The 7362-nt window shown below is 68.3% G+C and carries 6 protein-coding genes and 1 pseudogene; 2 read left to right on the top strand and 5 right to left on the bottom strand.

The window, feature by feature from the left end; all coding sequences use genetic code 11:
• Nucleotides 1-133: 133 nt before the first annotated feature.
• Complete coding sequence (gene corA / locus G020_RS0114270; protein ID WP_024330063.1) at nt 134-1210, bottom strand: magnesium/cobalt transporter CorA; 1077 nt, start codon at nt 1208-1210, stop codon at nt 134-136.
• Nucleotides 1211-1362: 152 nt separating this feature from the next.
• On the opposite strand from corA, the gene G020_RS0114265 reads away from it, so the two are divergent.
• Nucleotides 1363-2217 carry a hypothetical protein gene (locus G020_RS0114265; protein ID WP_156002788.1) on the top strand — a complete coding sequence of 285 codons (855 nt, stop codon included), beginning with the start codon at nt 1363-1365 and terminating at the stop codon, nt 2215-2217.
• 84 nt (nt 2218-2301) lie between these two features.
• Here G020_RS0114265 and G020_RS15360 read toward each other — a convergent pair.
• The 3 genes and pseudogenes from G020_RS15360 to G020_RS0114250 form a co-directional block, all read right to left on the bottom strand.
• Nucleotides 2302-2394 (bottom strand): annotated as a pseudogene (locus G020_RS15360) (NERD domain-containing protein); the annotation flags it as partial.
• A 142-nt stretch (nt 2395-2536) separates the two neighbouring features.
• Nucleotides 2537-3154, bottom strand: a complete 618-nt coding sequence (locus tag G020_RS0114255; RefSeq protein WP_024330061.1) for a hypothetical protein — start codon at nt 3152-3154, stop codon at nt 2537-2539.
• 86 nt (nt 3155-3240) lie between these two features.
• The gene (locus G020_RS0114250) at nt 3241-5100 is read right to left on the bottom strand and encodes a diguanylate cyclase (protein WP_024330060.1); all 1860 of its coding nucleotides are present in this window, start codon (nt 5098-5100) and stop codon (nt 3241-3243) included.
• A gap of 168 nt (nt 5101-5268) precedes the next feature.
• On the opposite strand from G020_RS0114250, the gene G020_RS0114245 reads away from it, so the two are divergent.
• Nucleotides 5269-6024, top strand: a complete 756-nt coding sequence (locus G020_RS0114245) for a hypothetical protein (protein ID WP_024330059.1) — start codon at nt 5269-5271, stop codon at nt 6022-6024.
• An 11-nt stretch (nt 6025-6035) separates the two neighbouring features.
• Here G020_RS0114245 and G020_RS0114240 read toward each other — a convergent pair whose 3' ends face one another.
• Nucleotides 6036-6980, bottom strand: coding sequence for a LysR family transcriptional regulator (locus tag G020_RS0114240; protein ID WP_024330058.1), 945 nt, complete (start codon nt 6978-6980; stop codon nt 6036-6038).
• Nucleotides 6981-7362 lie beyond the last annotated feature (382 nt).

Raw genomic sequence — 7362 nt, 5'->3', positions numbered from 1 at the left:
ACGCGGGGTGGGCGACCCTCCGGCCGATCCGGCCCGGTGGGTCGTCCGGGCCCCGGTCGGCCAGGGGGCTGGCCTCCCACGGGCGGGGTGGTCGGTAGGAGGCCGGCCCCCCCGGCCGATCCGTGTCCGGGCGTTACAACCAGCCGCGGCGGCGGAAGAAATAGAGCATGCCGGCGACCACGCCGAGCATGACGAGCCAGACCACGGGGTAGCCGTAATAGGTGTAGAGTTCGGGCATCGACCAGGGGCTCTCGGGGTGGTCGAAGTTCATGCCGTAGATCCCCACCACGAATGTGAGCGGGATGAAGATGGTGGCGATGATGGTGAGCACGCGCATGACGTCGTTGGAGCGCTGGTTGATCGCGGACATGTAGGCCTCGATCAGGGTGGCCGCCATTTCGCGGTAGGACTCCAGCAGATCCATGATCTGGATGGCGTGGTCGTGCACGTCGCGCAGGTACGGAAACAGCTCGACGGTAAACGGTTCCAGGTCGTCGCGCATCAGCCGCGCCACCACGTCGCGGGCAGGCCAGAGCTGGCGACGCAGCACCAGGAGTTCCCGGCGCAGCCGGTGGATCTCGGCCAGGGTGCTGGCGTCGGGCCGCTCGAGTACCGCGTCTTCGAGGCGTTCCAGCCACTCGCTGATCTCTTCCAGCACCGGGAAGCCCTGGTCCACCACGGCGTCCATCAGCGCGTAGGCCAGGTACGCGGCGCCCAGGCGGTTGAAGTTGCGGTTGGCGCTGCGCATGCGATCGCGCACGGGCTCGAAGGGATCCTGCTCGCCACCGTGGATGCTGATGATCAGGCCGGGGGCCACGAACAGGCTGAACTGGTCGAGTTCGATGCGGCCTTGTTCATGCCGGGGGTGGCTCAGGATGACCATCAGCGCGTTGTCGAAGAAATCGACCTTGGGGCGCTGGCCCTGGTGACGAATGTCTTCCAGCACCAGCGGATGCAGACCGAAGGCATTGCCCAGGGCACGGAGCTGCTCGGGCCCCGGCATACCCTGCAGGTGCAGCCACATGAAACCCTCGCCGGTGTCACCCGCACCTCCGGACAGGATCCGGTCGGCATCGAGCTCCGTCAGCCGCTCATGGCCGTAATGCCATGCACAAGCCCGGGCGCCCTCGCCCACGTCTTCGCGTGCATGGGCCCCGTGGCCGGGTGCCGCGCCGGGCTCGGGGTAGGTTTTTTCGAACAGCCGGCTCATGACGCCTCCCGCAGAAATGGGCCTCGAGTATAGCCCGTGCGGCCAGGGCCGCCCTTGATAGGGCTTGACCTGTCAACGGTGGGCTGTAGCGTAAGATCGAGACCTCCAGGGTTCCATATCTTCGGAAAGGGCACGAGAAGCGGATGGCGACGGTGGATCAATCTGATAAGCGCGAAACCTTTCCGGCCCGGACCCTCCGAGCCACCCGCGGCGACGCCCTGGCCATCACGACTGCCGCGATCCTCGCGGCATCCCTCACCGCCGTGCCCGCCAGCGGGAGCGAAGCCACCATCGACCCGGTGTTCGAAGACCACCTGGAACGCCTGGACACGCTGGATTCCGCGCTGGAGAGCCCCGGCGACACCTCCCTCGACGAGCACCACGAAGCCGCCGAGGAGGCGCTCGATTTCCTCAGCACCTGGGAACGCTCGCGCCGCACCCTGGCGCGAGCCCTCCGGGCCCGCACCGGCGACGAAGAGCACCAGGCCCTCGTTACCGAATTCCTGGAACTGGCCGACCAGGCCTCGCAGAAACGGCTGCAAGTCCCGTTCGACAGCCTGGCCGCCGTCTCCGGGGAAGAGGGCGCCGCGCACCTCCGGGAAAACCTGGCCGACCTGATCGAGGCCCATCAAAAGGCCCGCGAGGCCGCCGAGGCCATGGAGGCCATCATGTCGCAGCATGACCTGCAGCCGGACCTCGTCTTCTACGGCCCGGAGCGGCTCGAATACAGCCCCGGCGAGCCGGTCAACGTCACCATCCTGATCGAAAATCCGGGCCCCCGGGATCTCGGGGCGATCCAGAACTCCCTGGAAACCATGCCCGCCGGCGCTCCGATGTCCCTCGAACCGGCGCCCAGGGCCTGGGACGAATTCCCGGCCGGTGAAACCCGTCGCCTCGAACTTCGCGGCAGCCCGGAACCGGACCACAAGGCCCTGGCCATGGAACTGCTCCTCTCCGGCGACACCTTCGAGGCCCGCCACCTGCTGCAACTGCAGGCGGCGGAATAACCCCGGGCTTCAGCCCTTGAAGGCCGCGATCGCCTGAACGGTGTTCTCCTTCACCGGGCGCGGGGTTCGGGCCGGAAGTTGCGGACCCGGGATCAGGACTCGATTCCGCCCCTTCGCCTGGATCGCCCGCGAGTCCTCGGTCAGGCGATTCGCCGTGACGTACCGGGCATCCGCCATCGCTCGGGTACTTGTCGCCGTAGGCGGTCAGGAAGGCGTCGAACGCCTCTTCGGCGTCGGCGCCGGGTTTCGGCCATCCAGACCGCCTGCAGGGCGGACTTGGCCTTGGGCTGATGACTGCGTTTGGGCAGCCGGTTCGGCCTCAGAAGTCACCTCCTCCGCCGGCGCCTCCGACTCCACCACCGCCGAATCCACCGCCGGCCGATCCCGGGCGCGCTCCAGGTGGCGGGGCCGCGGGAAGCGGCATGTACCGGTAGACGCCCCAGGCGGCAAGCAGCGCAAGCGCTACCCAGAAAAGCGCTCCGACCACGATCAGGCCTACCCCGATCTTGCTCAGTGCGGCCCGGTTGCGTGGCAGCAATGCCGCCAGCAGCAGGCACAGCACACCGGGCACCACGAACCACAGGACGGTACCCAGCGCGAACGGCGTGGTGACCCGAGGAGACACGTGCAGGCGTTCATGCCAGGCGCCCACGGCCCGCGGCGGGTCGCCATCGGGGCCGATGGCGGCCGTTTCGATCAGTTCTTCCAGACCGGCGCGAAGGCCCGTCTCAAAGGCCCCGCCGGCGAATTCGGGGAGGACGCGCACGTCCATGATCTGCTGCAGATGGGGGCTCCAGAGGTCGTCGTTCCAGGCGCGGTCATCGAGAAACGGCTGCTCCTCCGGCGGATCAGGGATTTCCGCCGCAAACGCCGATGCCGGCACCACCAGCAACAGGGCGAGGACCAGAAACCCGTGAAGGTATGTACTCTGGCTCATACCCCTATAGCTAATATGGCCATGGCGCATGTCACACCGCGCAGGGGCGTGCTCGCATGCAAACCCATTCGCGGCCAGGGCCGCTCCTACGAGTTGGCGACCACGCGGTCGCGCCCTGCGCGTTTCGCTCGGTACAGGGCGTTGTCGGCGCTTTCGATGAGTTCGTCGATGTCCTGCTGGCCATCGCTGCTGGCCACGCCGATGCTGACGGTCACGCGGATGGTCTCGCCCTCGTGCTCGATGGCCATCGCGGCCACGGCCCGGCGCAGTCGTTCGGCGATCTCGCAGGCTTCTTCGGTACCGGCCCCGGGTAACAGGACGAGGAACTCCTCCCCGCCGAACCGCCCGCTCAGGTCCAGCGGCCGCAGGGAATCGCGCAGGGTGTCGGCCAGCCCGTGCAGGACCCGGTCCCCCACCGGGTGCCCCCAGGTATCGTTGACCCGTTTGAAGTGGTCCAGGTCCAGCATCAGCAGGGACACCGGATTCTCGTTGGCGGCACGCCGGCGCAGTTCGCGTTCGGCCACCTCCAGGAAATACCAGCGGTTGGCGATGCCGGTCAGCGGATCGGTGGAGGCAATGCGTTCCAGCCGCTGGTTGGCCTCCTGCAGCGCGGCGGTGCGCTCGGCCACGCGCCGTTCCAGTTCCTCTTCCGCGCGCTTGATCTCGGTCAGGTCGCGCTGCACGCCCACGTAGTGGGTCACCCGTTTGTGTGCATCGCATACGGGGGCCAGGCTCAGCTGGATCCACAGCGGTTCGCCGTCGCGGCGGTAGTTGCGCACCAGGGTCTGCACGGGTTCCTCCCGCCGCAACGCCTCGCGGACTTCCCGCACGCCCTCCTGCTCGCTCTCGTCATTCTGCAGGAACCGGCAGTTGCGGCCCAGGACCTCTTCACGCGGGTAACCAAAGAGCTTCTCGAAGGTATCGTTCACCCAGATGATCGGGTTATCGCGGCGCCGGGCGTCGGTGATGATGACCGCATCGTTGATGGCCTTCATCGCCCGTTCGAACAGCCGCAGGCGCATGCGCTGGGACTCGATCTCGCGCATCAAAAGGCCGACCCCGATGCCGGTGATGGCGGTAACGGCCAGGAATTCCTGCATCGCGAGGATGGCCCCTTCGGGGTCCACGCCGTACATCGGCCAGGATACGTGCACCATCCAGACGATGGCGGTGGCGGCCACCACCGCCACCAGCAGCGCCGCGCCGACCACACCGAATCGCGCCGCGGCCCACAGCACCGGCGGCAGCAACAGCACCAGCGCCAGCGGATGCCCGCCGTCCTCGGCTCGCCCGGTCGTCAGCAGCACCGTGGCCATGGCCGCCAGCAGCAACAGCAGGGCAGCCATTTCCAGCAGCCGCTTCCCGCTCCAGCCCTGCAAGAGCCCGCGGTGCTGGCGGATCAGGATGACCAGCAGCGGCGTCAGCAGCAGCAGGCCCAGCGCGTCGCCGAACCACCACATCTGCCAGTGCGCGAAGTAACCGCCCTCCTCGCCCAGCAGCCCGCGATAGACCCCGGCCCCGAACAGTGCCGCCAGGCCGGCCGCCAGCAGCGGCCCGAACAGCAGGAAGTAGCCGCCCCGGGCAAGGCTGTCAAAGTCGAAGCGCGGACCGGTGAACCAGCGGATGAGCGACGCGGCGAGGAAGACCTCGAACAGGTTCACCATGCCGAAGGACACCGCGGCCCATAGCGGGAAGGTCGGGAGGTCGGCGGCGATCTCGGCCGCCATCACGGCCGGCACCACCCAGGCCCAGCGACGCACGGGCAGCAACAGCAGCGCCGCCAGCGCCACGGCGTTGGGGGGCCAGATGATGGCTTTTCCATCGGGGGACACGGTCTGCGTCACCCCCAGCCAGGCCCCGGCGAAATAGCCCAGTCCGACCACCGCCATAATGCCCAGGCCGATCAGCCATTCCGGGCTTGCCCTTGTTACCTTTTGCTCGTCCATGCGATGAATGCCTGACTGGACCACTCAGCGAAAAACGCGGAACTATATCACATTTTGATTATATACCCTTCCGCCCAAACCCCTGCGTTGATGCGGGGCACGGCGAGCCTGCCGTGCCTATACTCGGGCTGAATGCACAGCCCTCCGCAATCCAGGAAGGAGATCAGCATGGCCAGGCGTGGTTACGGGCCGGCGGCCCAGTGGCAACCGAACGAACCCTCACCGAACGCGGCTTCCGGGGTTGCCGAAGCGCCCTCGGGGCCCGGATCCCCGCCGCCGGGAGAGGAAAGCCCGGTACAGGGGCAGCTGGAGTTCGTGAAAATCTCGCCGCTCAAGCGGCTGCCGTTTTTTGGCGAAAAGACCCGCAGCATCGCGGAACTGCGCCAGGCCGGAACGCCAGTGGCCCGCCTGCGGCGCCCTTCGGGCGGGCTCGCGGCCTGGTTCGGCAGGCCGGAGCTGCATTTCGCCACCACGCGCATGCGCCTGGCCGACCCGCCGGACGCGGGGTTCTTCCAGCAGCTTCAGCGCAATGTCGGCTTTTTCGGGATGCCGCAGCGCCAGGAGGTCTGGCGCGCCGGCGCGGGCACGGTCACGCAGATCGAGGAGACCAGCACCGACCGCAAGACGCTCAGCGGGCTGTTCAGCTATCGCGACGATCACTACCAGGTCAACGGCGAACGCACCGACTGGCGCGGGCTGTTCAGCTATACCCTGCGCGACAACCGCGACATGGTCGCCACCTTCCGGCCCAAGCAGGAAACCGGCCTGACCGGCGGCTGGTTCGTCGAGGTCATCCATCCGCGTCCGGTCGGGGCCATCGCCATCGCCTGCCATATGGCCATGTGGCTGGAAGAAAGCACCCGCGGCTCGAGCGGCGGCGCCGGAGGGGCCGGCGGAGGCGGTGGTGGCGGAGGCGGCTGCTGACCCCGCGCCGCTCAGCCGCGGCGTACGGAGGCCTGGTGGAGTTCGTCGCGAGCGATGCCGACGAAGTCCTGCATGAAGGCGAGGCCCTCGTCCTCGCGGCGGATGGCCAGGCGCAGGGTGCTCCACAGGCCGTCGGGGCCCATGCGCAGACGCGCGATGGCGGAACGCCCGGAACCGCGCGCGCCGTTTCCCGCGCCCTGCATCTGCGCCTCCAGTTCCGGCAGGGCCCATTCCGGCAGCGAGGCCACGCCCCGCCCGCTGGCGACCAGCTGCAGCAGCATGGCGGTCACCTCGGTGGTGCGCCGGGGCAGCGAGATGCCCGCCGGGTGCAGGAAATGCCGGCAGATATCCAGGCGCTCCTCCTCCACCGGGTAGGTGATCAGGGTCTCGCCCTCGAGATCCGCCGGCTCCACGTAGCTGGCCCCCTCCAGGCGATGCCCGCGCGGCACGATCAGCAGGTTCTCGTACTCCAGCAGGTCCAGCGCGATCAGCTCCGGGTCTTCCACCGGATCCGGTGACACCGCCGCGTCGACCTCGCGTTCGCGCAGGGCATTCAGGGCATCGAAACCATGGCTCAGGCTCAGGTCCAGCTCCACCTCGGGCCAATGTTCGCGGAAGGCCGCCAGCGACGGCATCAGCCACTGGAAGCAGCTGTGGCACTCCAGCGCGAGGTACAGCCGCCCGCCGCGGCCGTCGCGGATGCGGGCGATGTCGCGCTCGGCCGCGGCCACCTCCGGCAGCACGCGCTCGGCCGCCTGCAGCAGGCGCGTTCCCGCCGGCGACAGGCGCACCGGCGTACTGCGCCGTTCGAACAGCACCACGTCCATGCGCTCTTCCAGCTGCCGCAGCTGATGCGACAGCGCCGACTGGGTGACGCAGAGCGACTCGGCCGCCGCCGTCACGCTGCCCAGGCGCACGATCTCGTGCAGTGCCCGCAAATGCCGGATCTCCAGCATGCCGCCCTCCTTCATGAGCCTGACTCACATACTACGTGACAAAAACTTGTTTTACTCATGCGTGGACAGGGTGGAAACTAAGCCTCGTGCTCACCCGCCGTGGCGCCTTCATCGAGGCCCCGGGGCGGCAGAGCCTGCCACGCGGCTGACATGCTGCTGTATCTGCGTGACATCTCCGTTGGACCGGCACGTCGGGGTGGTGTCCCGACACGCCGCGGGAAGGGAGTCCCCCGCCGCATCGACGCTTTTTCTTGGCTGGGTGTCGATGCGGCTTTTTTGTGCGCGCTTTTCCGCCGCCCCCTCGTAGGAGCGCAGCCCTCTGCGCGATCCGGCGCCGGGGCTGGCCCGATCGGCCAGAGGGCTGGCCTCCTACGGCCGGGGG

The sequence above is a fragment of the Thioalkalivibrio sp. ALR17-21 genome, from assembly GCF_000420185.1.
In the GTDB taxonomy this organism is placed as follows: Bacteria; Pseudomonadota; Gammaproteobacteria; order Ectothiorhodospirales; family Ectothiorhodospiraceae; genus Thioalkalivibrio; species Thioalkalivibrio halophilus.
The sequence above is the reverse complement of the archived record's forward strand: the minus strand, read 5'-3'. Positions and strand labels throughout refer to the sequence as shown.